This window comes from Tenacibaculum amylolyticum (assembly GCF_964511145.1).
GTDB classification, from domain to species: Bacteria; Bacteroidota; Bacteroidia; order Flavobacteriales; family Flavobacteriaceae; genus Polaribacter; species Polaribacter amylolyticum.
In genome coordinates this window covers 1-26,746 of record NZ_CAZEFZ010000009.1, presented here as the reverse complement: position 1 = coordinate 26,746, position 26,746 = coordinate 1, and the positions used below count along the sequence as shown (strand labels likewise).

Sequence of the window (26,746 nt, the reverse complement as noted above, 5' to 3'; positions counted from 1 at the left end):
GGTGTTAGATGTTAGATGTTAGATGTTAATAATAGTATAAAAAATGAATATCTGAGAGTTTAAAATGAAAAATCAAATCCATTATTTTTTAACTGCTGTTTTATTCTTTACGAGAATTCCTTGCCCTAAATGGGTAAACCATTCTCCTGAAATCTTAAATAAAAGCAGTCGTTATTTTTCTTTAGTAGGAATACTTGTTGGAGGAATTTCAGGACTTATATTTTATCTTTCTAATCTCATTTTTTCTACTGAAGTAGCGCTTATAATTAGCATGATAAGTTCTGTATGGACTACCGGTGCTTTTCATGAAGATGGTTTTGCTGATGTATGTGATGGTTTTGGTGGTGGTTGGACCAAAGAACGAATTTTAACTATTATGAAAGATTCTAGATTGGGAACCTTTGGTGTCATTGGTTTGATCAGTATTCTAGCATTGAAGTTTATTAACTTAGATGAGTTATCTGAAATCACTACTATTCCATTAGTACTTATTGCTGGTCATGCTATTAGCCGATTTATAGCAACTATCCTACTCTACACACATGAATATGTAAGAGATATCGATAGTTCTAAAGTGAAACCTACTACACAGCAAATGAGCACAAAATCGTTACTGATTTCTGCTTTTTTTGGTATACTTCCACTAATCTTTTTTAATAATCCAATAGTTTTTCTTACTCTGATCCCTTTATTTATAACTTATTTATACATGGGAAGTTTCTTTAAAAAATGGATTGGTGGACAAACTGGAGATTGTGCAGGTGCTTTACAGCAAGTTGCTGAAGTTGTTTTTTACATATCATTAATAGTTATATGGAAGTTTTTTTAGTCAGACATACCACTCCAGATATTGAAAAAGGAATTTGTTATGGCCAATCTGACTTGGATGTAGCAAGTACTTTTGTAGATGAAGCAGAAAGAATCACTTCTGAATTAGCTTCACACACATTCGATGCCATCTATTCAAGTCCACTTATTCGTTGTAAAAAACTAGCAAATCAATTTCAACAACCTGTTATTCTTGATGATCGTTTAAAAGAATTAGATTTTGGAGATTGGGAATTAAAAAACTGGAATGCCATTCCTAAGGCTGAATCAGATCCTTGGATGCAAGACTTTGTAAACGTTTCTACAAAGAATGGAGAATCTTATGTAGAACTACAACAAAGAACAATTGATTTTTATAAAGACATTCAACAACAAAAACATCAAAAAGTATTAATTGTAACCCATGCTGGTGTTATCAGAAGCCTTTGGTCTTATTGGCACCAAACTCCATTAACTAACTCTTTTGATTTAAAAGTGGCTTACGGAGAAATTTTACATATCAATACAAAAGAATTATAACCAATGAAAAAAGCTTTCTTAATCTGTACATTCTTTTTATGCTTTATTGGCTGTAAAAAAGAACAAACGAGCGCTAAAAAAAACATAGCTCCTACTCCAACACAAATAAAATATGCAAAAGGCTTTGATATCGTCACTGAAAACGGAAAACGATATTTAGTTTTAAAAAAGGTATTTCAAAATGCATCTGAAGAATTCAAATTTGAACTTTCAGATGAAAACGATATTACACAAAATAAATTAAAAATCCCTGTTCAAAAACTAGTAGTTACCAGTACTACACATGTACCAATGATAGAGCTTTTAGGTAGTGAACATGCTATTGTTGGTTTTCCAAACACAAAATATGTTTCTTCAAAAAAAACACGTGCATTAATCGATAGTGGAGCTATAACCGAATTAGGCTCTGAACAAAGTATGAATACCGAAATTCTATTAGATTTAGATCCTGAACTTATTGTTGGTTTTGCGCTACATCCTAATAATAAATTATATAATAACATTAAAAAAACTGGTATCCCTGTTGTTTTTGATGGTGATTGGTTAGAAGAAACTCCTTTAGGTAGAGCCGAATGGATTAAGTTTTTTGGGGTTCTTTTAGGAAAAGAAAAAGAAGCTGATAAAGTTTTTAATACTATTGAAAAAAGCTATAACGAAGCTAAACAAATAGCAAAAAAAGCTACAACAAAACCTACTATTCTCTCGGGTAGTTTGTTTAAAGACGTGTGGTATGTACCTGCTGGAAAAAGTTTTACTGCACAATATTTTGCAGATGCCAATTTAGATTATTTATGGAAAGAGACTAACGGAACCGGTAGCTTACAACTTAGTTTTGAAAGTGTTTTAGATAAAGGACAATCTGCTGATTATTGGATAGGTTGCGGACTCTATACAACTCGTGAACAAATGATAAATGCTAATAAACATTACAATAAGTTCGCACCATTCACTAAAGATAAGATTTATACGAATTCACTAGTTAAAGGTGCTACAGGTGGAATTGAATATTTTGAATTTGCTCCAGTTAGACCTGATTTAGTATTAAAAGATTTAATAAAAATTACCAATCCAGAATTATTGAAAGATTATAAACTACGTTTTTTCAGCCTGGTTGAATAATATAAATAGCATAAAAAAAGGGCATTAATTTAATGTCCTTTTTTTAATAAGTTAGGAAACTTACGTTTAAATCTGTTTAACCTAGGAATGGAAACATTCTGAACATAAGGATTTTCTGGATGTAAACGCTCGTAATTTTGATGGTAATCTTCTGCTTTATAAAACCTATCTAGCTTTGTTACTTCAGTAGCTATCTTTCCATCATATACTTTCTTATTTAATTCATTTTTTACTTTTTCTATAATTTCCTTCTCTTTATTATTCGTATAAAAAGCTATCGATCTATATTGCGTTCCATAATCTGGATGTTGTCCATTTACTGTTGTTGGATCTTGTGAACCAAAGAACACATATACCAAGGTTTCAAAGCTTACCACTTTTGGATTGTAATATACAGCTACAGTTTCTGCATGACCAGTTCTTCCTGTACCAATAGATCTATAGGTTGGATTTTTTGTATGCCCTCCTGCATAACCAGATACTGCCTCATCTACACCTTTTACACTTTCAAAAACTGCTTCTACACACCAAAAGCAACCACTAGCAAAATAAGCTACTTTGTCTTGTTTAGATTGTGCACTAGATACAATATAGCCTCCTAAAAATAAAATAATAAATAATTTCTTCATTGTTTCGGTTTTACACCTTGGTCGTAAGTAATTCTTCTTTCTTTCATTATTTATAAAAGAAAAAGCTATTCGGTATTCCCGAATAGCTTCAATTAAAAAACTAACAAAATTCAACAAATGATGATTATTGAATATTTTTATCCCCTACATTTGGGTTATATATATAGTTGAATGAGTAAAATCTTCCATTAGCTGGATTAGCTGGATCGTTATCCTTATAATAACTTGTAATTTCCATCTTCGCATAGTTTCCATCAACAGTTCTTACTACGATAACTTTTCCTGCGATTGGGCTAATTAAGTGTGTTGGAGGCCCAGCATATGTATACCATCCATTACCACTACCAGTTGTTAATGCGTAACTTCCTGCTGCATCCTGTGAAAATGCTGCATCAGCTGGAGCTGTAGTAATACTTGCAAAAGTTCCTGTTTCTAAACTTAAAGCTGCATTTCCAGTTCTTGCTGGCTGACCTGTAAGTCCGTCTATTTGAGTTCCTCCGTTTACTAAAATTGTAGTTCCTCTAAAAGCAATATCCCAACTATCATCTGTTACTGCTGTTCCTGCTTTAAAGCTAAACTTAGTAAAGTCTCCAGAAGTTACAGGTGGATTCTGAGTAAAATCAGTTGTTTGTGGCGCTGGTAAATTTGTTACTGTTTTTGATTCTACTGGTAATGCATTCACATTATCATTGTTATCGCTACAAGACGTAGCTACGATGCTTATGATTAGTAATGATAAAATTAATTTTAAGCGATTCATATGTATTAGTGTTTATTAATTTTCTGTTATTATTATTTTTAAAAGTTGAATTGAAGTCGTGTATAAAAATTTCTTCCTAAACGCCTAGCTGCATCTAGATTTTGAAAATCATCTATATTTTCTGTTCCTGTACTATCAAATAAGTTATCTACTCCTATTTGCATATTCATCGTATTGTAAAATGTTTTTTGAACAGCTACATTCACCTGTGTATTTCCTTTTACAAAATCATCAAATTCGTCAATAATTCCTTCGTTATTATTTGTATCGAATAATGCATATCCACTTCTATACAATACTCTTACATTAGCTGAGAATTCATGCTCATAATTTTCATAGAATAACTTTGCATTTGCAATATGTCTAGAACGATTTGCTAACCCGAAATAATTATTGATTGACAAAATTTCTGATGGTGATGTTGGTGTTCTTCTAAAAAACACTTCTCCGTTTTTTATTTTCTCTATTTCCTGTTTATCTCCAGTATCTAAGAACTGATACCCTGCAGAAACTTTAATATTTGCATTCAATTTATATGAAAGGTCTACTTCTGCTCCTTGCGTAAATACACGATCTCTATTTTCATATGAAAAAACAGTAGTGTTTAATAAATCTGGAAAGTTTCTAGAAACAACAAACGTGTTTATTAAATCTTTGATATCGTTTCTAAATAAGTTGATATCTACATTTAGTTTTGATATTGGCTTTAACTGAAAACCTATATTATATCCTATAGAACTTTCTGGTTTTAACTCTCTCGCCAAATTCATTACTTCAGGCTGATTCCCATACAACTCGTGTAATACTTGTGTTCCTAACACAACATAACCTCCTGCTGTATTTCTAAAATTGAAAAATAACTGTCTAAAATCTGGTACTTTATAACCAAACCCAATAGAAGCTCTAGTAGTAATCCAATCGTTTATTTTATAATTTGCAGAAAGCTTTGGACTAAATGCTGATTTAAACTTATTAAAGTTATCGAAACGTAAACCAGCTATTACATTTATTCTATCAGTAATATTAGTATCAAATTGTCCGAATATATATTGTGCATTAAACTGTTCTTTTCCATCAAAAAAAGTTCTCTCTAACCCATCAAAATTTCCTCCAACTCCAGCAATTAAAGTTCCTTTCTTTAAATTTACTTCAGCTTTAACTTCTGGTCTATACAAAGTTTGATCGAATACAGATGTTTCTCCATTAAATACACTCTCTGTTTTGAACTTTGTTCCATATAGTAAATAATTCAGTGTAAAATTATCTGTTACTTTATGAGTAGCATTTAATGATAATCCAGCATCTTTTCTAGAAGCATCGCCTGTTGGGTTGAAAACTTTTTCATTAAAATATCGAGCATCTGCATTCATCTTAAATCGATCAGAAAAATCATAAAACACTCGTAAATTACCTGTCATATTTTGGTAAGGAAAAGCTGTTTGAGTAGGATTCTCTGGAGATAAATCATATCCTCCACCAGAATTCAAGTTAATTCCTGCATCTATTCCTAGCTTATTTTTTCTATGCGTAATATTTGCGTTTAAGTCTAATTCCCTTCTAGCTCTAAAGCGAGTCATATAACTCACACTTCCCGTGGTTTCGTCTTTATTAGGAATTTCTGTAATAATATTAATTACACCTCCAAGCGCTTCAGATCCATATAAAGAAGAAGAAGGTCCTTTTACAATCTCTATTTGCTTAATATTATTAATAGTAAGTCGATTTAAGTCAATATTTCCAGAAGTTCTTCCTATTAATGGAAGTCCGTTCACAAGAATTAACGTATACTCTGCATCTATTCCTTGTAACTGTACTCCTTCTGAGTTTCCAAAGTCAGAAACCATTACTAAACCTGTTTGTTCTAATATAATATCACGTAATCTGGTAGCTCCAGTTTGTAAAATTTGTTTTTTAGAAATTAATGTCACGGGCATTGGTAAAGACGCCAACTGTCTTTTCGTTCTTGTTGCGGTTACTACAACTTCATCTAACTTATTATCTACAGTATCTTTCTTTACTGACTTCTCTTGCGCCACTAATGAAAAAGAAACTAATACGAATAATAATCCTACAACCTTATTTAGAAACATTCTTAATAATTTTGATGCAAATATATATTTTATTTTTATTCAATCTAAATAAATGTATTAAATTTGCAGTATTAATTTTAAAAATCAATTACAAGAATGAAACAACTGACATTAATTGTACTAGTAGTATTTGGTATGTCGGCCACTTTTGGTCAAGAAAAAGATAAAAAGGACTTAGACATTAAAGCTATTAAAGCTATGAGTGGTTGTTATAAAGTAGGTTTTAATTTTGCTGAAACATTTAACTATTCAAAAGACAGCTTATACAAACCATCTAAAATGAAGCAAGAAAGTGCTTTAGAATGGGTAGAAGTTATTACAGACAAAAGCAATGAAATTCAATTACAACATTTATTAATCGTAGGGCCAAAAAATCATCCACACATTGTAAAGCATTGGCGACAAGATTGGTTATTTGAAAACCAAGACTTATTTATGTTTGATAAAGGTCATCATTGGAAATACGTACAATTACCTAAAGACCAAGTAGAAGGTCAATGGACACAAAAAGTATTTCAAGTAGACGATAGTCCTCGTTATGAAGGAACTGCTACTTGGACGCACGTAGATGGTAAAAGTTTTTGGGAAAATAATACAGATGCTCCATTAGCTAGAAGAGAGCTTACTACAAGATCTGATTATAATGTTTTACACAGAAGAAACAGACATGAAATCACAACTAATGGTTGGATTCACGACCAGGATAATGATAAAATTATTCGTAAAGACGGAGAAGAAGATTTCTTATTAGCTCAGGAAAAAGGTCATAACACTTATGTAAAAGTAGCTGACAGTGAGTGTGAAGCCGCTCAAAAATGGTGGAAAGAGAACAAAAAATTATGGAAGAAAATTCGTAAAAAATGGGATAAAACTTTTGACATGAAAAAAGATATTACTTTACAACCAAAAGTGAAAAACAAAAAATTATACTCTCATTTATTTGCCTTAAAAGCAGATGCTTCTAAGAAGGAAGTAAATGAAATCATTGATCAATTTTTGAATTAAATGTGTCTATTTTGTTAGTAAAATCCTCACTTTAGTCTGTTAAAGTGGGGATTTTTAATATTCATAACTTTGTTTGTATGTACTAATTCGGTTTGCTAAATTTGTGTCGAATTAAGCAACATTTATATTGTACATACTTTCATAAATGTTACTTGTAAATTTTAGATAAACTTTAATGGAACACTTTATAGTATCTGCACGTAAATATAGACCTCAAAACTTTGAGGATGTTGTTGGGCAACAAGCCATTACCAATACGTTAGAAAATGCTATTAAGAATAACCATTTAGCACAAGCTTTATTATTTACAGGACCAAGAGGAGTTGGAAAAACTTCTTGTGCACGTATACTTGCCAAACGAATTAATCAAGAAAGTTCAGATACAGATGCAGCAGATGAAGATTTTGCTTTTAATATTTTCGAATTAGATGCGGCTTCTAACAACTCTGTAGATGATATTAGAAATTTAACAGACCAAGTTCGTATTCCTCCACAAACAGGAAAATATAAAGTATATATTATAGATGAGGTTCACATGCTTTCACAAGCTGCCTTTAATGCTTTCTTAAAAACTTTAGAGGAACCACCTGCACATGCTATTTTTATTTTAGCTACTACAGAAAAGCATAAAATTATTCCTACGATTTTATCGCGTTGTCAAATATTTGACTTTAAGAGAATTGGTGTTTTAGACGCTAAAAACTACCTTAAAGTTATTGCTGAGCGTGAAAATATTACTGCAGAAGACGATGCTTTGCATATTATTGCTCAAAAAGCAGACGGTGCAATGCGTGATGCACTTTCTATTTTTGACAGAGTGGTTAGTTTTTCTGGTAATAACTTAACAAGAGAAGCTGTAACGCAAAACTTAAATGTTTTAGATTACGAAGTATACTTTAATATGACAGATCTTTTATTAGAAAATAAAATTCCTGAAGTATTAATGGCTTATAACGATGTATTATCTAAAGGATTTGAAGGACAACATTTTATTAGCGGATTGGCATCGCATTTTAGAGATTTGTTAGTTGCAAAAGATACGGCAACCATTTCCTTATTAGAAGTTGGTGACACTATTAAAAAGAAATATTTAGAGCAAGCTTCAAAAGCTGCTATGACTTTTTTATTACCTGCCATAGATAAAGCAAATGATTGCGATCTCAAATACAAAACAAGTAAAAATCAACGATTACTCGTAGAACTTTGTTTAATGCAGCTTGCCTCTATCACTTTTGATGGAGAAAAAAAAAAATCTAGCAACTTCATAATTCCTGCTACATTTTTCACATCGCTTTCACCGGCTATTAAAAAAATAGAGAAAGTTGCCGCAGCTGCTAAACCACCTGCTCAACCTTCACAGCCTAAAAAAGCACCTATACCAGCTCCTGTAGAAGACAAAAAACCTTCTATTAAAAATATTAAAAGGAGGACTTCTGCTTTATCTTTAAAAAGTTTAAGTGAAAAAAGAGAGGTTAAAGTTACCTCAGATGTAGAAGAGAATTACGACAATCATCCTAGAACACCTTTTAACCAAGAACAACTACAAGATGGTTGGAAAAAATACTACTTTAAATTACAAGAGCAAGGTGAAAAAAACATGGCCTCTATTTTATTAGCTGGACAACCTTCTTTAAGGCAAAACTTTCAGATTGTTGCTACACTTCCTAATAAACTGATGAAAAGCCAACTTGAAAAAGGAAGACCTGCTTTATTAAGATTTCTTCGTGAACGTTTAAACAACTACGGTATTCAAATTACCATTGAAGTAAATGAAGTTGTAGAAAAGAAATTTGCTTATACACCACACGAAAAATATCAGAAATTAAAAGAAAAGAATCCACTTTTAGAAAAGCTAAAGAACACTTTTGGTTTAGACATCTAATCTTATTCAACTACTACATTAATATTATATACGTTCTATTTGTAGAGCGAAATAGCAATATTCATGCATTTTAAGAAATAAACTATGTTTGGATAATTAAGTGAGTGGAATAAAAAAGTTACCAAAAATAATATTGATTAGGGATTATGTATAATTAGGGGATTAAACAGTTGCTTATTAAATTTGGTAACTTATAAATAATAATAAGGGTATGTCTTCGATCCAAATGTACAAACTTAAATTCCCTAAAAAATAACTGTAGTAATTTTGAAGTAGTTCTGTAGTATTTATATCGATAATTTTAACATTAACAACTATTCACCCTCAACTTTTATCACTTTTAATCACCTACAAAACAGTAATTTAAATAAAAACAACATCTTTTATCAAACTACTACATATCGTTAACTGAAGTAATCCTTAATTTATACTATTGGTAAAGAGTTTGATAATCACTTCAGACTATTATGCGCAAAAAATTGTTATAAGAGAATCTAAATAATAGCATCATACATTTTAAGAAGAAAAATCTGACAAACTTTAAGTATTAAATTACAGACTATTACTCTCTAAATTTAGTATTCAATAAAGTTAGTTTATACTAGCATTACTTTTTTCTTTCAAGAAAACGAAAAAAGTGCACCTATTTACAACTAAATTTGCCCGCTAAGGTATTTATTAAACGTTTTGATATAGTTAAACAGGTAAGTTATAGTTGGTTTTAAAAACAAGGTAAATTGTAGTTTTCAAAGCTTATTCAGCAATTAACTATTCTTAATTAAATTATTAGTTTCTCAATAATTTCAATAAAATAAATGGATTTTCTTCAAAAAAAGAAGTTACCAAAAATAATTGTTTAGGGATTATGTAATTTAGGGGGATTAAATAACGGTTAACTAATCAAATTTGGTAACTTGGAAAGTAATAATAAGGGTATGTCTTCAATCCAAATGTACAAACTTAACTTCCAGTAAAAATAGCTGTAGTAATTTTGAAGTAGCTATGTAGTATTTATATCTATAAAAAACCATGTGATTTTTGGTGTTTTAAGATAAAATAGCGTTTTTTGTAGTATAATTGAAGTATATAACAAAAAGCTTGTAGTAACACATGTTAACACGTAGTATCTTTTTTATTATCTTATTTTTATCTATAAATGTGTTTTCACAGGAAAATATTTACCAAGATTCTATATTAAGTACCTATTATATTTATAATAAAACCGATAAAGAAGAATTAATAGATAGTACTTTAAACTTCATTAAACTTAATAATGTTGAAATTAAAGAAGACTCTATTAAAAGTAAACTACTTTATTTAAAAGGTGTTAGCTCTTTATTATTAAGCAGATACGAAACTTCTAAAGATTACTTCAACAAAGCATTAACATTAGCAGAAAAAACAGACGATGCTTTATTAAAAGCTCGTATTTATAATGATTTAGGAGTAAATATTACTATAGACAAAAAAGATTTCGCAAAAGCAGCTGAGTTATTTGAAAAAGCTATTATTGAATATAAAAAAGCTAAGGAAATCCACTTACAAATAGACACTTACTATAATATAGCTTTAAATCGACGAAGAATAAAAAACTGGTCTGCTTCTAATGTTTATGCTTTTAAATATTTAGATTTAGTAGAGCAGGATAAAGTACGTACTAGAGGACTCAGACGAATGTACTATTATATTGCTGATAATTATTTAAAACTTGAAGAGTACGAAAACGCTAAACATTATTTAAACGTTTCAGAAAATACTCCAGACAGCTATAATAGTTTATATACTATAAGCTTAATTAACGAGGCTTATGCAAAGTTGTATGAAGCAGAAAAAGATTACTTATCGGCTTCACAGCGTTATAAAGAAATGGTTAAAAACTTAAAAAACTTCAATGCTGAAAATCAAGAACACATTCAAAACTTTTATGTAAAAGAATTAGAGCTTGAAAATAAATTACAGGCAGAAAAAGATAAAATCATTTCGCAACAAGGACATCAAATTTTTTGGGGCATCCTTGCCATTACCATATTACTTTCTTTAACTATTTTACTTTTCCATTTACGAGGAAAAAATAGAGAAAAGAATGCTAAGATTGAGCAATTAAATAACGATTTGCAAAGCTTAGTTGCCGATTTAAAAACAAAAAATAGTGCGCTTTCTGAAAAGAAAGTTGAGGTTGAAAGCTTATTAGAATTAAACGAACAAACTTTATTCTCTAGAGTATTAAAAATCTCTACGTATAACGATACCATTCGTAAAATACATAAGGAAATTGAAGAATACTCAGAAAGTAATGCTAGCGACGCTACCTACTTAGTTACTATTAGTAAAAAGCTATTAAACTTAATACATGAAGAAGACCTTTGGGAAGACTTTAAAATTCAATTTGAAAAAACAAGACCCGATTTCTTTAATAAGTTAAAAGGAGTAGCTCCTAACCTATCTGTAAACGATTTAAAGCACTGTACCTATATTATTTCCAATTTAAAAAGTAAGGAAGTAGCACAGTTAATTAATGTTTCTCCAAGAAGTGTAGAAACAGCTCGTTATCGTATTAAAAAGAAAATGGGACTAGAAAAAGACGATAATCTATACGATTATTTAAGTCAACTCTAGCTTAGACGGAATTCTACTATCCTTTTACTTTTAGGCTATTCGTTAATAATCTCAGCAGAGTTCGTCAGTTATCATTCTTTATATTTCTTAGAACATATAAAATCAAAGAACTTATAGCATTGCAAAATATCTCTTGAGTGCATCTAAGTAGTGTCGAAGACCACTCCAATGAATGGATAAACTCAAAAAAACTAATTAGATTTCATTTTTTGCAACGACAGTTGTAATACAGTTGTCTTCTTTACGAAGCTCTACTATACGCACGTTGCTGTGCTAACCAAGAACCTACACTACCTAGTTCTTGAGCTTGATAAAAATTAGTTTCTTTTAAAATGCAATTGTTCCCAGAGTTATCTACTTTTATAAAACGGTATAAAATCAATTTAAAAATAGATTCTTTTACCGCTTCATACGTAACTGTACCATCTTGATTCGTATCAATTACTTCTTTAATAAAGTTTTCTATAGTGTTAAATTTCGCATTCCCTAATAATGCTTTAAAAACTACCTCTTCCATAAGTTACCTATTATTACTATTACAAAGTTATTTGGTAACTACAGAATTTAAAAAGTGATCTACGCAAAAAATAATGTGGATTTCCGTGGCTTCGGCTTTGCTCAGTCACCTACTAAGTTTTACCAAAGGGTAAGAGTGAAATAATCTACAACTTTACAATAAACATTTTTATAAACGAGACTTCGAGTGCCTCAGTCTCCGAATACACCATGGTGGCTGAAGTTCTCGAAGCCACATTCTTATTTTCTCTTTAGCTCATCTAACGTTTTTCCGTTTTTATCTTTCCATTCTATCCAACCACTTGCCCTTCTTCCTAAAACTGTCGCTGCTGCTCCACTTGGTGATTTAAATAGTACTTTCTTCGCAAACTTTAAAATATTTTCTTCCTGTATTAAAACACCAGAGTCTTTTAGCTTTTGACGCATACCTATTACCCAACTCCCTGCAGTTTTTGTTTCTTCTAAATTTGCTATAGAATCTTTTAACACCCAAATACCTTCATCAGTTAATATAGCCTCAGCTTTAGCTTCTTTTCCTTTGCAATAAAAATATTCTCTGCTCTCTGTCTCTTTTTGCGCTCCATTTCTAAACAAAGGAAAACCTAAAATACCTAGTAATGTTTTTAGTGTTTCAAAATTATCTTCTAAATCATAAATACGTGTCTCTGGTATAGATGGCTTTTTAGAACCTGTATCGTTCGTAGTAATATACCTACCTACTTCTTTCGCTTCTTTTAAACAAACATGCTCTAAAAACTTAGCTTCCGTTTTGGTGTAAATATCATTTTTAGTAGCTATTATAACGCAAGAAGTCCAAAAATCTTTGTTTCTATGATGACTTTTAATTCGTTCCCAACAATCTTCTCCTTCACCTATATATACTTTGTTCTCGCCATTATTATCTGTACCAAATAAAAAATACACACCTGTATATTTCGCTATATCTCTTTTTGCAGCATCTTCCATAGCTGTTCTTGGAAAATACATGGCTTTTAATAAACGATTCGTTAACTCTGCTTCTTTTACTCCTGTTGGTGAACCTGTTGGCAAAAATATTTGTATGGTCTGTGGTCGGTTTGTCATAGTTAACTATTATCTTTATTTTTTTCAATCAATTTTCCTGCTTCTTTTTGTATGTCTTGCATTAACTTACTTAAAGGTCTTTTATTTATATCTGATTCTGAAACATAATTACCAAGAATGAATCTATCTATTTCTTCTTTTGAAAATTGCTCTTCAAAATTATCTATAAGTAATGATTTAAATTTTTCTGTATAAATATACTGTTTAGCATAAACCTCAAAAATTATATCGGAGTGTTCGTTATAAATTTCAGATAAATTAAAAGCTTTATCATGTCTGTCTAAGTGATCTTCATAACCTTTTTTTGGTTTTAAAATCACTTTCATATTATTCAAGTTTTTATTTCCATTCAAAATCATATTAAAAATAGAATCTCTATCAGTTATGAATTTAAATTTATCAGCTAAAGAGTCCTTATATGGATGGATGTAATCGTTGTAATTAAAATCTTTATCACTTTTAGTTATATTACAAGTAGCGCAACACGGTATCAAATTGTAAAAATTTAAGCTCAAATATGGGTATTTACTCTTAGAATAAAAATGATCAAAATGCAAATTAGCTTTTTTTGATTTTTTAATTGTAAGTATGTAATTATTATTGCAATATGGGCATGTTTTTATACCTAAATCTTGCGCAAAAATATACATTAAACGTAGCTTTCTTAGTCTAGAATATCCAAAAAGCTCTAAATAAAGCTTATACCCTTCGTTCTCGAAAAGAGAATTAAAACCAGCATATTCATTTATTATTTCATCAAATTCTTCCAATGAAGCACTTAACAGTCGTTTAAACTCTGCTTCACCTGTAACTTTTTCAAGAAATTCAATTTTACATACAACTTCATCTGTACGAGGTGTTATTTCTTTTTCAGTATCTAATGCTTCTTTCAACTTATCAAGCGGTGAAACATATCTTCCTTTTTTTTCAATAACACGATTATAATGTTCATTTGCTAATTCAGCTATTGACTTTTTTTTACCCTCTTCACTACTGTAGCCATTTTCTATTTTAATCATTTATTATTTTTCAATTTTTGTGCTTCCCTTACTTTTTTCAACTCTTCTTCTAATCTCTTTATCTTATCTTCATCTGATTCTTTAACATCATCATACATTTCAGCTTTTTCCAAAAGCTCTTTTAACTTATATTTTAATAATGGTTCTCCTATTATATCAATAGTTTTTCTTATTTCTTGCTTATCAAATTCGGTTTTAGTTACTTCTTTATCCTTTAATTCGTCGATAATTTCTTTCACTTTAATAACTGAAAACTCTCCCATAAAACCATTACTCATAAAAAAGTTTTTTGAAAGTAAGTCATGAATATTTGCACAAAAAGTTTTATCCACGGATTCTATTTGCTCAGAAAACAATTTGCCATCCTCCTTACTTTGTTGTTCTAAAAACATTATATTATCATTAGGTATATCCGAAAGGATGAAAGGAGAGTGTGTAATAAAGCAAAAATTTATTTCTTTAATATTAGAAAACTCTAAAGCTTTAACGCTATTTAAAATACTAGCTATATATTTACGTTGTAATTCAGGATGAAAATACAATTCTATCTCATCTAATAATATATTTATCCTTTTATAGCGGTAACCATCTACTACAGAATCTAAATTTATTAAATGATAAAGAATAGAACTAACCGAATTAATCATTTGCATTTGCCCCGAACTTAAAGTATTGAAATTTATAGCATCTTCTAAACTTCTCTTTTGAGATTGTAAAAGTATATTTGCTTTAAAGATTGGAGGTGGTAATAACTCTATTCTATTTTCTTCCGTCAAATTATTAGAAGGATCGTTTATTACTAATGAAATTTTTCCTGATATATCTTCTAATGAAAAAAGACCAAAACGAAACTCCAGATGTTGGTATTTTAAAAAATTCAGCGTTTGTTTTATTTTAAATACAATATGACTCGTATCCTCTAAGATTATTTTTTTTATATACTCTTTAAGTTTATTTGGATAAAAATCTTTTTTCTCTCTATTAAAATAATACTGATATTCTGGGTAAATTATAGCTATATTAATTATCTTATAGTATAAATAATTCAGGCTATGAAAAACAAAACTATCTAAATCAGAATTTGTTATTTCAGTAGTAAAATTATCTGGTATATATTCATTAAGTCTAAAATCGAAACACTCATTTAGGATCTTCAATAATTCTATTTTCGATACATTTAAGTCTTTTAACCTGACTTCTTCAAACTTACTTTTTTCTAAATCAAGTTTATTTTTATCTTCTTTTCTTTCTGGTTTTATTTCTAGACGATAAAGCACCTTATTTTCTTTATTTTTATTTTGAAACTTTAAGTCAACATGCGTTGCTGTTAAAGAATCTGTAAGATGGTTAAAGTCTATATTTTTATTATTGCTTTCCCTGACTAGATTTGTAAAAAGCCTTGCTTGTACTAGACTATTTTCTACATTTATATCAAAGTTTCCTCTTGTTCGCATTGGATTCAAAACTATAGGAATTTGGTACCCATCATTTTTATGAAAAAGACCATTTAACCAATTTCCCATTTGTGTTGCATTTAAAGAATATTGAGAATAGTTAATAGCAACTGAATAGAAGAAATTATTAAAATCAAAATTCGATAATGGTTTACTATAAAGGGTCAAATCTTCTTTGTATTTATAAATATTAACATCAGAACCTTTTATTTCTACCTTATAAAATTGATCTGTTTTAAAAAATAAAGTTGCATTTAGCCCTTTAATACTCTCTAAATCCTCTGAAAACTTTTTCTCTGTTTTTGATAAATTATTAATTATCATGTACAACAACTCCATTATGGTACTTTTACCTGTACCATTTTTACCCGCTATTGCACAAACATTAATAGTGAGATCTTTAGAACTATATAAATCTATATACTTTTCTGAGTCTACAAAAATCTTGTCTGTATATGAATCTATTTTATACTCTTGAGAAAAATGATAAACTTTATCGCTATCAAGTATTTTTGAATACTTCTTTTCACATCCTTTATCAACTCTTAATCCAATCAACTTAAATCCGCTCATATTCCTTAACTGCTTTACTTCTATAAACTCTTTAAACCTTAAAACTAATTCTCTAAATACAACTCCTTTTTATACTTAACATGAGGATCTTTTATTTCTCGTTCTTCTATTTCTTGTTCTAATACAATAGCAGCAACACTTAATAACACATTAACTCCGTAGGTTCTACTCGGGTTTCTAATTCCTAAGTACATTTGTTCATTAAAACCACCTGCCAGCTCAACGCTTGCCGAAACAATATTTTCTCTTGTTCCTAAAGGCTCAAAACTATACGCTTGTTTACTTAGAAAAGCATTTAAATTATTGGAATCTAAAAGATACACATCACAATAATTTGCTCCTGGAGGCATACTTAATTGCTTTACTACAAAATTCAATCCGCCCGATTTATCTATTAATTTTGTCAAATCAGAAGCTAGATGTATTTGTTGTTTCATAGCTTCTACTTTATTTTTATCTCTAAAAGCAACAACTGTATAATACCACTTCACTGTATTCGGTGGTAAATTAAACGGTAAAGCAACTCTTGACTTTCCTCCTTTAAAAAAGGCATTGGAACCACTATTCACATAAAAATGCTGATTGTCGTGCACCTTTTTAACAACATACTTTTCCTTTTTAATAAAAGTTTCTGTTCTAGTTGTGTATGTTGTATCAGCAACTACTCTTTCTTTTACCGTGGTATTAAATACAGTAGTCTCGTTAGACACTGGTATTCTATCCAACTTAAAACTACAAATTCTTCTACCTAACGAAAGGTTTGAAAATTTAAACACATAGATTCCTGTTTTCTTTATTTTGATGGTTTTATTCGTTAAGGAAACCATATTAAAATCAGAAAACAAGGCACTTCCATTATACTCACTTATTTCAAAAGTCTTTAACTTTTTTCCTTTTGCTTCTTTGTAATTTATAATAATCTCATCGCCTTCTGCAAAACCATACAATAAAGTATAATCAGACATTAGTGGTATTTTAAAATTTAAATCAACTACAGGAATTGAATCTTTTACTGCATATAGAGGTAGGCTTATTAATAATAAGAAGGTGATATAAATTTGTTTCATTTTTCTTTTTGTTTTTCTTATTTATCAATACATAACATATACTTCCCTTTAAGAAAGTTGTATTGAAACGTATTTTTGGTGATAGAATGGTTCTTGTTAACGCTATTAGTTTATCGATTAAAGTTCAAAACTTAATCGAAACCTGTTTTTATTTATTAAATTCTTATGCTTGTGAGGTTGTTTAAAAAGGGATTTTCAAACATCATTGCAAACGTAACAGAGTAAAGTAATCTCATAGCTAAACTATAAATAGATTTCTTCATTATATTAGGAATCACAACTTTCTAGGCAACCTCTTTATATTTAAGAGTTAACTCATCTCTTACATAGTAGATATTTATTCATTATTTAATAGTTTATTTCGGGGTTATTATTTCTATTTATTTTTTTAACGTGATTTTCTCACAATTTCATTCCATACATTTTAGCATCTAGTTTTTTCCAATTTGGAATGTGCTTAGACAACTCTGCCCAAAACTCTTTCGAATGACTCTTTATTTTAGTGTGTACCAACTCATGCACAATTAAATAATCTATTAAAGTAAAAGATAATTTAATAGCTTCAATATTAATAATAATGGTGTTAGATGGAGTACAACTCCCCCAACGTTTTTCAAGGAAACGATACTTTACTACATTGTAATGTAACCCTGTACTTGCTGCCCATTTTTTTATTCTAGGTGTTATTTTTTCTGCTGCTTTTTGTTTATAAAATAACTGTAAAGCTTCCTTAATTAGCTCTTGTTTGTTTAAAACTGTAGATAGGTATATTTTAAATTTAGAAGCCGTAAAATCAACTTTAATTTTAGACAGGCTTTCATCGAGAATAATTTGCACATAATATTTTCTACCTAAATACGGTATTCTAGCCCCTGTTACTATCGCATTCTCTTCTACAGAAGCTACTAAAGCTTGCTTCTCCAATATCCAGCTTGCTTTTTTAAGAATTAATTGTTGCGCATCATGTTCAGATACCGCTTTCCCTTTTAAAATAACACCAGTATCTCTTTGCACTGTAATGTAATGCGATTTTAAATTATTCTTTTCTAAAAAAGAGTATTCAATAGTACTATGTCCATAAACAACTTTAGGCATTTATTCTTTATTATTTTTTAAAATATGTATAATTTCTTTAGCCTTTATTTTAGCCTCAGCTCTCTCTAGTGCTGGCCGTAATAAAGAAGTAAGTTTTCTTTCTATATCATTTAGTACACGTCCTTTCGTTTCCCAACCTATAATATCCAGTTCTTCTTCAATTGTAGTAAATAAAGTACGAGTTACTTTCTCTGCTTCTCCATTAAATAAGGTTTTCATAGTAGTATACACAGCACTTTGTTGCGCAGAATGAAACCCTTTTTCTTTACTTTCTTGCTCTTCTCTAATAATACTATTTTGCATAGCTGTATAAGCCTCTAACAATTCTAACTGTAAAATTCTATTGGCTTTTTTCTCTGCTAATAACTCTTCTAAACGTTGCGCTAATGGCTTATAAAAATCAGGATTTCTACCCAAACCAACTTTAATAGTATGTGTTAGTTTGTTACGCATTACCAACTCTTTAGTAGCTGGTGTGGCATTTTTAATTTCTTCTTCAAATTTTTCTTTATCTATAATAGAAACAGGTTCTTTTAATAAATTAGTAACGCCCTCAGCTTTTAAATGCTCATCAATTAGCTTTTGCAGCATTTTGCTCTCTTCATTGGTAATCTTTAATTCATTATCATCTTCAAAAGCATTGCTTGCCTTTGCTTTTATAAAATTAAACAACTTAAAATCATCAAAATATTTCATTGCTTCTGTATTAGGCAATACAATATTTACCGATTTATTAAATTTCTTTAATAGTAACTTAAACGCATCACGCTTGTCTACAGGTTCTATATAACGAACCGCAGCATCTATATAGGCATCCCTTTCATAGTTACGATCTATTCGTAAGGGTTTAAAAAAGTCTACTAATTTGGTATGATGTATTGCTAATTGTGGTAGCTCTTCGTTTATATTTTTTAAAATATCGTCGGGTCTAATATCTCCAGAAAATATTTCCAAAGCTTTAATCAACTCAGCAGTAATCCCATTATAATCTATAATATATCCTTTACTCTTCCTTTTTCTAGAACGATTTACCCTAGCAATTGCCTGTAATAAATTATGTTCTTTTAAAGGTTTATCTAAATACAAACAGGAAGCAATAGGTGCATCCCACCCTGTAAGTAACATGTCCGATACTATGATAAATGCTGTATTATCGTGTTTTAACTTTCCTGATTTCTCTGTAGTGTTTACATCGCCAAACGGAAGTTTAAAATTATCGGTCACTACTTTTACATCTGCTGGTGGCACAATCCAAACTGGTTTTTGGTTGTTTGGGTGCTTTTTATTCCACTCAATAGTTTCATGGTATTCCTTTGCAATACGATCGGACTTAGGCGAGCCGATACTCATCACTACTTTCGATTCGAAATTGTGAAAACCCTCTTCTTTTAACTGTGTAAACGCTTGTTGATATTTTATAGCCGCAGCTCTTCCTGCACAAACCAACATGGCTTTATGCCCATCTAAATGAATTTTGTTTTTATAATGTGCTAAAATGTGCTTGCTAATTTCTGCTATACGCTCGCTAGAGAGTTGATATTTCCTTAAGGCTTCTCTTTTTAATAGATCTTTCTTTTCTTCTGAAGCTCCTGCAAATTCTTCTTCAAACTTTTTATCTAACTCTTCTTTTTTAACACTTAACAAAGCAATTCCTTCATCATACAATAGCTCTACCGTAGCGCCATCTTCCACTGCTTCTTTAATGGTATATACATCTATATATTCACCACCATAAAACTCTGCTAATGTAGATTTGTCTTCTTTAGATATAGGTGTTCCTGTAAAGGCTACAAATTTTGCATTAGGTAAAACACTACGCATAAACGATGCTAAAAAACCATACTGGCTTCTATGCGCTTCATCTACCAATACATATAGGTTTTCTTTTTTAGATAGCTCTTCTAAAGGAACTTCTATACGTTCTATCGTTACCCATTTGCCTTCTTCTTGTTTTTTAACAATCTTAGTTAGTAGCTTACCTTTAATGCTTTTTTCTATTCTAATAGTATCTTGCTCTTCCAGTTCAGTTTCATCGAGTTGCTCAGTAGCTTCTTTATCTACTTCTTGAAACTTTTGTATAGTAGTGGTAATAATACCACCATAATCGTTACGCAATAACGTATCTAAATGGGCTACAGAATTGGCTTGTTGTACATTTGGAAAGCCTACATTAATAAAGGTACTGGTAATTTGACGATCTAAATCTTTTCTATCGGTCATAATAAGTACTGTAGGGTTGTTAAAACCGTTTTCTGGTGCTTGTAATTTACGCGTTAAGTATGCCATCGTTAAGGACTTTCCTGATCCTTGGGTGTGCCATACCACACCACCTTCTCCTTTTTCTAAACGAGCAATGGCTTTGTTAGTAGCTCTGTATTGTTGGTAACGTGGTAGCTTTTTTATGGTAGTGCCTTCTTCTACCTCAAACAATACAAAGTTTCTTATAATATCTAAAATACGTTCTTTGGTAAATAAGGCTATGAGTAACTCATCTTGTTTACTTTTAGCAATGGTAGTAATTGCAGTATCGTCTTTTGCAGGTTTAAATACCGAATAGAATTGTTTGGGGGCAGTAATAGCTCCGTAGCGTCCACCAACTTCCCAAATACCACAACAAATTTGGTTATAATAAAATAGTTTTTCATTTAAATCTTGATATTCTTGTAAATCACTATACGCCGAATCCCAAGCATTTTTTGCACTGGGCGATTTGCATTCTATCACCGCAATAGGTAAACCATTTATAAACACCACCAAATCGGGTTTAGAATCGCTACCCACACGATTTTTAAATACCATTTGGTTTACCACCAAAAAATCGTTGTTGCTTATGTTTTCGTAATCTATAAAATGAGCTACTTTATAGGCTTCTTTACCATTTAGCACTTGTTTTATGGTAATTCCTTTTTGTAATAATTGCCATATCTGTTGATTAATCTCTAACAAAGAGGCTCCACTTACCACAGTAATACTTTGGTACACCTTATTTATATTAGCTTGGTTTAACCACGGATTGATACGTTGTATAGCTTGTAACAAACGTTCTTGTAGTACTACTTCGCTAGTATTTTCACGTTCGGTTTGTGTACTGGCATTATAATAGGTATAGCCTAGCTCTTGAAAAAGCATGATAGCTGGGAGTTCACTGTATTGATATTCGGGAGAGTTTTTCATAAATTAAAAAGTAGTTTCTTTAAAATGTAACCAAGGTTTTAATTCTGATTCTTTAAGTTGAAATTTACTGTTATACTTTTTTATTATATCATTATATGTGCTCAAGGTAAAGCTCTTCATTCTTGGATTAGCAAACAAATCAAATTTTAATTCATTAATATCACCCAAACTGTAAAAAATTCCATTCGAATCATTTTTTTTTTTGTGTAGGATAAATCTATACTCAGCTTCATGTTTAAAAGCAACATGTTTTCTAAAACCTGAATACCTTATAAGCTTACCTTCTTCATCCAGGTGAACTTCATTAAAATTTTGATATCTCACTCTTCCTGCTACCAATAAATCATTTGAATCTTGAGGTATCTTTTCTTGTAAATCTTTTCTTAACTTTACTAAGTTTTGAAGATATTGTCTATCAAATCGAATTAAAAAACCATCAGTGGCATATAAATCCCACATAGCGATAGATTCAGCATCACTTAAAAACCAACAACTTACGAATCGTTCTTTTTGCCTATTTAAAAGACTTTCTTGTAATTTGGTAAGTTTACCAGCTCTATGATTTTCTATATCTTTCCAAATTTCTTTAGATATTTCTGGATTTCTTTCTTCTAAACTTGGTAAATCGTCATAATTAGCAAACAATTCGACAATATCATAAGGTATAATCCCTTCCAAATTATCTTCAAAAGAATCCATCCTAGCAAAGTATAAACTTCCTGTATTAAGAAATGATATTAGTTTTTCTATAGAAACATACCTATATAAATACTTGGATTTTATATTTTTTGTATGATAGGTATTCCATTTTATTTTCTCTTCTTTTTTCATTCTAATCCTTGTTTACACTTTAACTCTTATTTTACCTGTAAGCAATTGCTGCATTAGACCTTTTTTAAGTTGGGTATAGTGAGCTTTTTTAGTTTGTAATTGCTCTATTTTGGTATCTACTGTCCTTAATATAGTTACTATTTTTTGTTGTTCTCTTATATTTGGAAGTAATATTTTAAGTTTTTCAAAATCATTTTTGCCTATATTACCTTGAGCTCCTGAGTTAATCTTTGCAAAGATTTGTTTTAAAATTAAAGGAGAACTTATTAAATAAAATAAAAACTTCTTATCTAAACCTTCTTTATTTTTTGGTTCAAATCTACCGACACGGTAGTTTTGATAAACAGGATATAATAGACCTTCTACTAAACAACTTTTTCCTAGAGTTGCTCCGGTAAGAGCCATTAAAATGTCACCATTTTTAATTTCTTTATCTGTAAATTCCTGACTTCTATTTAAAGAGAAAAATGAACAATTAGTTAAATCAAGCTTACCTTTCATATTAATTTGACCTATTTTTACTATGGGACAACCTTCATCAACAAAATCATGTTCTCTAAATTGATAACCATGTATAAGTTCAAAAGCTTCATTAGATTTCACAACCTCCCACTCCTTAGGTATTTTCCCCAACGAAGAATCCTTTAATTCCTCATTTGTATACGGACGGTTTTCTAACACATTATATTTCCCCGACAACAACTGCTGCATGAGTCCTTTTTTAAGTTGCTCGGTAGTTTGTATTTGCTGTGTGATGTTTTCTAGTTTAGCATCTACCGTACTTAATATCTTAGCTATTTTTTGTTGTTCTGGTAATTTAGGTTTGGGGATTTTTATAGATTCAATTATAACCTTTGATAGACTAGGAACTCCTGTAGCTTCATTATATTTTTTCCAATCTATCGTTTGAAAAAGTAAATAAACATAATATGGTAAAACTTCTGTGAAAGAATGTGTATAAAATAATGTATCTACAGTCCAAAACTTACCTTTCAAAAATACTGGTTTATCAATAGTACCTTTCCTTCCTATTCCAACACTCTCTCCATCATATAAATAATCACTAACAGCTGTCATATAACCTCCAGTTCCATAAACAGGAATGTTTCCTTCAGAGAGATGTTTATAATCCTTTCCACTACCTATTTTCAGAATATCTCCAATTTTTAAAACTTCCCAATCATCTGGTATTACACCTATACTGGTTTCCTTATACCCTTCTTTTTTCATACTCCCAACTCCTTTAAAAAGTTATCTAACTGGGTATCTATGATAGCTTCCTCTTCTTTTAGTTTTGTTAATTGTTTTTGTACTTCAGTTAAATTAATCTCAGGTTCAGGTTCACTGGTATCTATATAGCGAGAAATATTAAGATTGTAATCGTTTTCTGCTATTTCTTCCAACGGTACAACACGCATGTATTTCTCTACATCGGTAGCAGCATCGTAAGTTGTTACAATCTTTGTAATATGCTCCTTCTCTATGCTATTTTGGTTTTTCCCTTCTTTATAATCACCACTAGCATCTATAATCAACACTTTTTGGGCTAAAGTTTTCGGCTTCTTTTTATTGAGTACCCAAATAGAGGCAGGTATTCCTGTATTATAAAACAAGGCACTAGGCAAACCTACAATACCTTCTACCAAATCTGCTTCTAACAAAGCTTTTCTAATTTTAGCTTCCGCAGATCCTCTAAACAAGGTACCATGTGGCAATACTACCCCCATTTTTCCATCAGCTTTTAATACCGATAGCATGTGCTGTAAAAAAGCTAAATCGGCATACCCTCTTGGCGGGATACCATATTGTAAACGCCCATACGGGTCGGTTACTTTTTTACTATAGTTTGGCGTTATTTTTTTCTCTTTTCCGTTCTTATCTATCTTTACTTCTAGATTCGTTTCCAAAGGTGTCCACCATTGCCCCATAGAAAACGGCGGGTTGGCAATCACACGGTCGTAAGTTAAGAGTTCTTTATTGCTGTCAAAATGTTTAGGCGTTACCAAGGTATCTCCCTTTCGGATATCGGCATCGGTGAAATTATGTAAAATCATATTTAATTTACCAATAGCCCACGTACTTAGGTTTTTCTCTTGCCCGAATAAGGAAACATTAATATTGTTTCCTACTTTTCCATTCGGTTGTGCCGCTACATAACGAGCTGCTTCTATTAACATACCTCCAGAGCCACAAGTAGGGTCGTAAATAGTATGCTTGGGTTGTGGTTTTATTAGTTGTACAATCAATTGTACTACACCACGAGGTGTATAGAACTCTCCTCCTTTTTTACCTGCATCATCCGCAAACTTTTTTATCAAATACTCATAGGCATCTCCTAATAAATCATTCGATACTAAATCGGCATTACGCAACGAGTGTTGGTTAAAATGACGTAGCAAACGTTGCAACACATCATCCGATAGCATTTCTTTATCACCAAACTTTGTAGCCGTCATTACCCCTTCTAATTGGGTATTTTCACGTTCAATAGCAGCAAAGGCTTTATCTAAATCAATTCCAATATTTTCGGTTTTGGTTTTTAAATACTCCCATTGTGCTTCGGGTGGTAAATTAAAATAGGTATCTTCTTCTGCTTCCTCTCTAGAAATCCCCTCCTCTTTCATTAGTAGTTCTACCTCTTCTAAAAAGACATCATTGGCACGTTTTAAGAATAATAATCCGAAGATATAATTCTTAAAATCAGAAGAATCAATACTACCTCGTAATATATTAGCAGAATCCCATAACCAGCTCTCTAAGACTTCTAAACTTAGTTTGTTTTGTGACATGTAGTGTGTTTGCTTTTTTCGAGCTCCTAAAATAACAAAACCCGTACAATTAACCCTATGGAAAACCGTAAGTTTTCTAGTATTTCATTTCTTTTTAAACAATACTAATTATAATTATTAGAAAAAAGTTAGTTTTTAAAATAGTAGGTTATTAAGAAGTAAATAGATTTCTTTGCTTTCCAAAAAATCTTTAACTTTTAAAAACGTCATTACGAACGAAACGTAGTATAGTGAAGTAATCTCTCTATAGAAAAACAGATTGCTTCGCTTTCCTTCGATATTCCTCAGGAAACGCTCGCAATAACGCAGAGGTATGTCATTCTGAACGACACTTCAGAGGCTCCTGAGTTTTACCGAAGCTCTCAAAGCCATATAATACAGAAACACAAAACAACTAACACCAAAAGAGACTTCGACATGGCTCAGTCTCCAAATACACATAGGTGGCTGAGGCACTCGAAGCCACATAATACAGAAACATAAAACAACTAATACTAAATGAGACTTCGACATAGCTCAGTCTCCAAATACATCATGGCAGCTGAGCTATTCAAAGCCACGCTCATTACAAACAACCTTTACCTAAACACCAACAACACACATCTTAACAAACAAAATTCTAATCTTACTATACACAATGCAAATCTCAATAAACACAATCAGTATCTTAGCTAACATAATAGCTGCCTAGGTGCCAACTTTGTTAAAAGTTTTAACATCATTAGTAATCTCATTAACAGCACTGGATATCTTATTAACACACTTACAATCAAAAACTTAAAAATTCGTTAACAAATTTGATAAACTATTAAAAAGCAGTATCTTAAAAAAGAAATCGAAAATTTAAATTGTTATGGGTTCAAACTCTCAAAGTTCCTTTGCCAGCAGACTTGGCAAAGCAAAAAGTTTACAAACGATTGTTAGTGGTTATTCAGATTATGTGGCACCAATAGAAAGTGCTTCATTAACTACTTTTGCACAAACTATTTCCGATATTGAAACATTGCAACAGCAATACAATACGGCAAAATCTGATTATACTACCAAAACAAATGCGCGTAAAAAGGTATTTACAGACAACAGCGATTCTTTAGAAAAACGTTTATCGCCTATCAGAACATTTATTGAAGCTTTAAAAGGTAAAAACAGTACAGAGCTTACTCAGATTACCTCTTTGGTAAATAAAATTAGAGGTAATGTTACTAAAAGTACTTCACCTTCTACTGAAAGTGAAGCTGTTACTATTAGTCAGATTGAACGCACCTATGCCAGCAGATTGTCTAATTTTAAAAACATTATCGACATTCTTACCAGTTATGGCGGCGATTACACTCCGCCAAACGAATTGATTACTGTAGCTTCTTTAAATGAAGTTGCTGTGAATGCTGAAGCTAGTAATACTGCGGTAGATCTTTCGTTAAGTGTGTTAAAACCTGTCATAGATCAACGTCAGACTATGTTTGGTACTTTACGACAACAAGCGCAGAGTATTAAAAGTTTTATCAAAGCGCAATATGGTTTGGATTCTAATGAGTATAAACAGGTTAAGAAGTTAACGATCTAGTTAGGTTTAAGAATATACTACACGTCATTACGAGCAAAACGAAGTGCAGCGAAGTAATCTTTTTATCGAAAAACAGATTGCTTCGTTCCTCGCAATGACGCAGAGTTATGTCATTCTGAACTTAGTGAAGAAT

20 protein-coding genes are annotated in these 26,746 nt (G+C 30.8%); 7 read left to right on the top strand and 13 right to left on the bottom strand.

Going from position 1 to position 26,746, the window contains the following annotated elements; all coding sequences use genetic code 11:
- The first annotated feature begins 64 nt into the window (after positions 1 to 64).
- From ACKTTC_RS04740 to ACKTTC_RS04730, 3 genes are read left to right on the top strand one after another with little or no spacing between them, the layout of a single operon-like run.
- Positions 65 to 829, top strand: a complete 765-nt coding sequence (locus tag ACKTTC_RS04740) for an adenosylcobinamide-GDP ribazoletransferase (RefSeq protein ID WP_408038656.1) — start codon at positions 65 to 67, stop codon at positions 827 to 829.
- Positions 814 to 1,347, top strand: coding sequence for an alpha-ribazole phosphatase (gene cobC, locus ACKTTC_RS04735; protein WP_408038655.1), 534 nt, complete (start codon positions 814 to 816; stop codon positions 1,345 to 1,347). The genes ACKTTC_RS04740 and cobC overlap by 16 nt, the downstream gene beginning before the upstream one ends.
- 3 nt (positions 1,348 to 1,350) lie before the next feature.
- On the top strand, positions 1,351 to 2,466 hold the full coding sequence (locus tag ACKTTC_RS04730) for an ABC transporter substrate-binding protein (RefSeq protein WP_408038654.1): 1,116 nt from the start codon (positions 1,351 to 1,353) through the stop codon (positions 2,464 to 2,466).
- A 29-nt stretch (positions 2,467 to 2,495) separates the two neighbouring features.
- Here the strand turns inward: ACKTTC_RS04730 and msrA are convergent, their stop codons facing one another.
- The 3 genes from msrA to ACKTTC_RS04715 form a co-directional block, all read right to left on the bottom strand.
- Positions 2,496 to 3,095, bottom strand: coding sequence for a peptide-methionine (S)-S-oxide reductase MsrA (msrA, locus tag ACKTTC_RS04725; protein WP_408038653.1), 600 nt, complete (start codon positions 3,093 to 3,095; stop codon positions 2,496 to 2,498).
- A 124-nt stretch (positions 3,096 to 3,219) separates the two neighbouring features.
- Positions 3,220 to 3,855: an HmuY family protein gene (locus ACKTTC_RS04720; RefSeq protein ID WP_408038652.1), complete on the bottom strand. Its 636-nt coding sequence runs from the start codon at positions 3,853 to 3,855 to the stop codon at positions 3,220 to 3,222.
- Between the two features lie 38 nt (positions 3,856 to 3,893).
- Positions 3,894 to 5,945: a TonB-dependent receptor plug domain-containing protein gene (locus ACKTTC_RS04715; protein ID WP_408038651.1), complete on the bottom strand. Its 2,052-nt coding sequence runs from the start codon at positions 5,943 to 5,945 to the stop codon at positions 3,894 to 3,896.
- Positions 5,946 to 6,041: 96 nt separating this feature from the next.
- Between ACKTTC_RS04715 and ACKTTC_RS04710 the strand changes: the two genes are divergently transcribed.
- From ACKTTC_RS04710 to ACKTTC_RS04700, 3 genes are all read left to right on the top strand, one after another.
- Positions 6,042 to 6,950 carry a DUF6607 family protein gene (locus tag ACKTTC_RS04710; RefSeq protein ID WP_408038650.1) on the top strand — a complete coding sequence of 303 codons (909 nt, stop codon included), beginning with the start codon at positions 6,042 to 6,044 and terminating at the stop codon, positions 6,948 to 6,950.
- 175 nt (positions 6,951 to 7,125) lie between these two features.
- Positions 7,126 to 8,832 (top strand): DNA polymerase III subunit gamma/tau, encoded by a 1,707-nt coding sequence (dnaX, locus tag ACKTTC_RS04705; protein WP_408038649.1) that lies wholly within the window; start codon positions 7,126 to 7,128, stop codon positions 8,830 to 8,832.
- A 1,110-nt stretch (positions 8,833 to 9,942) separates the two neighbouring features.
- Positions 9,943 to 11,448, top strand: coding sequence for a tetratricopeptide repeat protein (locus tag ACKTTC_RS04700; protein WP_408038648.1), 1,506 nt, complete (start codon positions 9,943 to 9,945; stop codon positions 11,446 to 11,448).
- A gap of 241 nt (positions 11,449 to 11,689) precedes the next feature.
- Here ACKTTC_RS04700 and ACKTTC_RS04695 read toward each other — a convergent pair whose 3' ends face one another.
- From ACKTTC_RS04695 to ACKTTC_RS04650, 10 genes are all read right to left on the bottom strand, one after another.
- Positions 11,690 to 11,965 (bottom strand): hypothetical protein, encoded by a 276-nt coding sequence (locus ACKTTC_RS04695; RefSeq protein WP_408038647.1) that lies wholly within the window; start codon positions 11,963 to 11,965, stop codon positions 11,690 to 11,692.
- 239 nt (positions 11,966 to 12,204) lie between these two features.
- On the bottom strand, positions 12,205 to 13,047 hold the full coding sequence (locus ACKTTC_RS04690; protein WP_408038646.1) for a GIY-YIG nuclease family protein: 843 nt from the start codon (positions 13,045 to 13,047) through the stop codon (positions 12,205 to 12,207).
- A gap of 2 nt (positions 13,048 to 13,049) precedes the next feature.
- Positions 13,050 to 14,066, bottom strand: coding sequence for an HNH endonuclease (locus ACKTTC_RS04685; RefSeq protein ID WP_408038645.1), 1,017 nt, complete (start codon positions 14,064 to 14,066; stop codon positions 13,050 to 13,052).
- Positions 14,063 to 16,078, bottom strand: a complete 2,016-nt coding sequence (locus ACKTTC_RS04680; RefSeq protein WP_408038644.1) for an AAA family ATPase — start codon at positions 16,076 to 16,078, stop codon at positions 14,063 to 14,065. Before ACKTTC_RS04680 ends, ACKTTC_RS04685 begins: the two co-directional genes overlap by 4 nt.
- Before the next feature lie 59 nt (positions 16,079 to 16,137).
- Positions 16,138 to 17,160, bottom strand: a complete 1,023-nt coding sequence (locus tag ACKTTC_RS04675) for a hypothetical protein (RefSeq protein ID WP_408038643.1) — start codon at positions 17,158 to 17,160, stop codon at positions 16,138 to 16,140.
- Between the two features lie 402 nt (positions 17,161 to 17,562).
- A complete protein-coding gene (locus ACKTTC_RS04670) occupies positions 17,563 to 18,255 on the bottom strand; it encodes a M48 family metallopeptidase (RefSeq protein WP_408038642.1) in 693 nt (230 codons plus the stop codon).
- Complete coding sequence (locus ACKTTC_RS04665) at positions 18,256 to 21,429, bottom strand: type I restriction endonuclease subunit R (RefSeq protein WP_408038641.1); 3,174 nt, start codon at positions 21,427 to 21,429, stop codon at positions 18,256 to 18,258. It lies immediately after the preceding gene.
- Positions 21,430 to 21,432: 3 nt separating this feature from the next.
- On the bottom strand, positions 21,433 to 22,260 hold the full coding sequence (locus tag ACKTTC_RS04660; protein ID WP_408038640.1) for a DUF2971 domain-containing protein: 828 nt from the start codon (positions 22,258 to 22,260) through the stop codon (positions 21,433 to 21,435).
- 12 nt (positions 22,261 to 22,272) lie between these two features.
- Positions 22,273 to 23,490: a restriction endonuclease subunit S gene (locus ACKTTC_RS04655; RefSeq protein ID WP_408038639.1), complete on the bottom strand. Its 1,218-nt coding sequence runs from the start codon at positions 23,488 to 23,490 to the stop codon at positions 22,273 to 22,275.
- Entirely contained in the window at positions 23,487 to 25,049 is a 1,563-nt protein-coding gene (locus ACKTTC_RS04650) for a type I restriction-modification system subunit M (RefSeq protein ID WP_408038638.1), read from the bottom strand. Before ACKTTC_RS04650 ends, ACKTTC_RS04655 begins: the two co-directional genes overlap by 4 nt.
- 853 nt (positions 25,050 to 25,902) lie before the next feature.
- Between ACKTTC_RS04650 and ACKTTC_RS04645 the strand changes: the two genes are divergently transcribed.
- A complete protein-coding gene (locus ACKTTC_RS04645; protein ID WP_408038637.1) occupies positions 25,903 to 26,613 on the top strand; it encodes a hypothetical protein in 711 nt (236 codons plus the stop codon).
- Positions 26,614 to 26,746: the final 133 nt, after the last annotated feature.

Bases quoted from the DNA above. Each gene is read 5' to 3' on its own strand.
- ACKTTC_RS04740 (WP_408038656.1), top strand. From the start codon at position 65: ATGAAAAATCAAATCCATTATTTTTTAACTGCTGTTTTATTCTTTACG.
- cobC (WP_408038655.1), top strand. From the start codon at position 814: ATGGAAGTTTTTTTAGTCAGACATACCACTCCAGATATTGAAAAAGGA.
- ACKTTC_RS04730 (WP_408038654.1), top strand. From the start codon at position 1,351: ATGAAAAAAGCTTTCTTAATCTGTACATTCTTTTTATGCTTTATTGGC.
- msrA (WP_408038653.1), bottom strand. From the start codon at position 3,095: ATGAAGAAATTATTTATTATTTTATTTTTAGGAGGCTATATTGTATCT.
- ACKTTC_RS04720 (WP_408038652.1), bottom strand. From the start codon at position 3,855: ATGAATCGCTTAAAATTAATTTTATCATTACTAATCATAAGCATCGTA.
- ACKTTC_RS04715 (WP_408038651.1), bottom strand. From the start codon at position 5,945: ATGTTTCTAAATAAGGTTGTAGGATTATTATTCGTATTAGTTTCTTTT.
- ACKTTC_RS04710 (WP_408038650.1), top strand. From the start codon at position 6,042: ATGAAACAACTGACATTAATTGTACTAGTAGTATTTGGTATGTCGGCC.
- dnaX (WP_408038649.1), top strand. From the start codon at position 7,126: ATGGAACACTTTATAGTATCTGCACGTAAATATAGACCTCAAAACTTT.
- ACKTTC_RS04700 (WP_408038648.1), top strand. From the start codon at position 9,943: ATGTTAACACGTAGTATCTTTTTTATTATCTTATTTTTATCTATAAAT.
- ACKTTC_RS04695 (WP_408038647.1), bottom strand. From the start codon at position 11,965: ATGGAAGAGGTAGTTTTTAAAGCATTATTAGGGAATGCGAAATTTAAC.
- ACKTTC_RS04690 (WP_408038646.1), bottom strand. From the start codon at position 13,047: ATGACAAACCGACCACAGACCATACAAATATTTTTGCCAACAGGTTCA.
- ACKTTC_RS04685 (WP_408038645.1), bottom strand. From the start codon at position 14,066: ATGATTAAAATAGAAAATGGCTACAGTAGTGAAGAGGGTAAAAAAAAG.
- ACKTTC_RS04675 (WP_408038643.1), bottom strand. From the start codon at position 17,160: ATGAAACAAATTTATATCACCTTCTTATTATTAATAAGCCTACCTCTA.
- ACKTTC_RS04670 (WP_408038642.1), bottom strand. From the start codon at position 18,255: ATGCCTAAAGTTGTTTATGGACATAGTACTATTGAATACTCTTTTTTA.
- ACKTTC_RS04665 (WP_408038641.1), bottom strand. From the start codon at position 21,429: ATGAAAAACTCTCCCGAATATCAATACAGTGAACTCCCAGCTATCATG.
- ACKTTC_RS04660 (WP_408038640.1), bottom strand. From the start codon at position 22,260: ATGAAAAAAGAAGAGAAAATAAAATGGAATACCTATCATACAAAAAAT.
- ACKTTC_RS04655 (WP_408038639.1), bottom strand. From the start codon at position 23,490: ATGAAAAAAGAAGGGTATAAGGAAACCAGTATAGGTGTAATACCAGAT.
- ACKTTC_RS04650 (WP_408038638.1), bottom strand. From the start codon at position 25,049: ATGTCACAAAACAAACTAAGTTTAGAAGTCTTAGAGAGCTGGTTATGG.
- ACKTTC_RS04645 (WP_408038637.1), top strand. From the start codon at position 25,903: ATGGGTTCAAACTCTCAAAGTTCCTTTGCCAGCAGACTTGGCAAAGCA.